The organism is Streptomyces sp. NPDC004561 (genome assembly GCF_053602155.1).
On record NZ_JBSGDB010000853.1, the window covers coordinates 1 to 1,835 of the forward strand.

A 1,835-nucleotide genomic window follows, 5' to 3' on the forward strand; every position below is an offset into this window, starting at 1 on the left:
GTCTGGTCCTCAACAGTCTGCCCTGGTTCAAGCCCGCTGCCGGGCGATCCCTGGTCACCGCCCTGTGTGAGACCCGCTATCTGAGCGAGCAGGAGGAGGAGGCGGGTGGCGCGTGGCTGCCAGGCGTCGTGCGGGTCGAGCTGCCAGAGGCCCGCTATGGCGAGCATGAAGTCGTCCGCGGTGACCCCGGGCCGGATGGTGCCGGCCTCCTCGTTGGCGCGCAGCAGGAGTTCCGCCGCGTCGGACACCGGAGTGGGGGCCGGCTTGGCGGGGCCGCCCGGCGCGCTGGTGACCTGCCGGATCGCGTCGGCCAGGCCGGCCTTGGCCATGGCGAACTCGGCCAGCCGGTCCATCCAGGCGCGCAGGGCCCGCTCCGGCGCCCGGGTCTCGAGCAGGCGGGTCGCGCTGTCGGCGACCTGCTGCATCTCGTGGCGGTAGATCTCGAGGACGAGCGCCTCGCGGTTCGGGAAGTTGCGGTAGAAGGTGCCCTGGCCGACGCCCGCCTTCTTGGCTATCGCGCTCAGCGGGGCGTCCGCGCAGCGCGACAGCTCGACGAGGGCCACCTCCAGGATGCGCTCACGGTTGCGCTGCGCGTCCGAGCGCCGTGGTGAGTCCTTCATCTGCGGCACTCGTCCTCCTCCAAGGTTCGTGGCCGAACCTCGCCCTTGCTAAGCGGACAGCTGTCCGTTAAGTTTTCCAGGTAGCGGACAGCTGTCCGGTTGGGGTCCACGATAGCCGCGGACGCGCACCTCCGGCAGTCGCCGGCCACCGTCTTCTGTCCGGGCATTTCGCACATAGGCCTCGTATGTGCGGCACAGTCGAATGACGCACCTTCCGCACCGCCCGGCGCCACGGTCGCCGTACCCCCCCATTGCCCTGGAAATGCGAAAGAAGCTCCTCATGGCCTCATCGACGTCCAGTGTCATCACCCTGGAGATCAACGGCGAGAAGTACACACTGCCCGTCGACCACCGCACCACCCTGCTCGACGCCCTGCGCGAGCGCCTCGCGCTGACCGGCACCAAGAAGGGCTGCGACCAGGGACAGTGCGGTGCCTGTACCGTCCTGCTGGACGGCCGACGGGCCGTCGCCTGCCTGCAGTTCGCCGTGGCGGCCGAGGGTCGCGAGATCACCACCATCGAAGGGGTCGCCGACGGCGACCGGCTGCACCCCGTGCAGCAGGCCTTCCTCGACCTGGACGGGTTCCAGTGCGGCTACTGCACCCCTGGCCAGATCTGTTCGGCGATCGGGGTGATCCAGGAGCACGCGGCGGGCTGGCCGAGCGCCGTCACCGACGACGTACGGCCCGAGGCGGGACCGCCACCGCTGACCGCCGAGGAGATCCGCGAGCGGATGAGCGGCAACCTGTGCCGGTGCAGCGCGTACGTCTCGATCGTCGAGGCGGTGGCCCGGGCGGCCGAAGCGCAGCCGTCCACGGCGCGCACCGGCTCCGTGACGGGGACGAAGGAGGCGGCGGCATGAGGGAGTTCGACTATCGGCGGGCCTCCGACGTCGCCGGCGCCGTCGCGCTGCTCGGCGCCGATCCGGACACCCGCTTCCTCGGCGGCGGCACCAACCTCGTCGACCTCATGAAGGCCGGCGTCGAACGGCCCGCCCGGCTCATCGACATCCGCGAACTCCCGCTCGACGAGATCGAGCCGACGCCGGAGGGCGGCCTGCGCATCGGCGCCACCGTCACCAACGGCGACCTGGCCGCCCACCCCGAGGTACAGCTCGGCGGCCTTGGCGAGCGAGGCGTCGGCCTCGGCGACCCGGCCCTCGGCGAGCAGGGTGCGGGCCACCGAGCGGTGCATCCGGGCGATCAGCGCGGGGTC

General features: G+C 71.4%; 3 protein-coding genes. 2 read left to right on the top strand and 1 reads right to left on the bottom strand.

What is annotated here, in order from left to right; genetic code table 11:
• A partial coding sequence (locus ACWEN3_RS46090) for a TetR/AcrR family transcriptional regulator (RefSeq protein WP_452984372.1) occupies window positions 1-620 on the bottom strand: 620 nt, incomplete at its 3' end.
• Between the two features lie 280 nt (window positions 621-900).
• Between ACWEN3_RS46090 and ACWEN3_RS46095 the strand changes: the two genes are divergently transcribed.
• Window positions 901-1,482 (top strand): (2Fe-2S)-binding protein, encoded by a 582-nt coding sequence (locus ACWEN3_RS46095; RefSeq protein WP_452984368.1) that lies wholly within the window; start codon window positions 901-903, stop codon window positions 1,480-1,482.
• Window positions 1,479-1,835: FAD binding domain-containing protein (locus ACWEN3_RS46100; protein WP_452984370.1), on the top strand; the 357-nt coding region annotated here is incomplete at its 3' end. The genes ACWEN3_RS46095 and ACWEN3_RS46100, both read left to right, overlap by 4 nt.

Coding starts and splice junctions, on each gene's coding strand:
- ACWEN3_RS46095 (WP_452984368.1), top strand. CDS start 901: ATGGCCTCATCGACGTCCAGTGTCATCACCCTGGAGATCAACGGCGAG.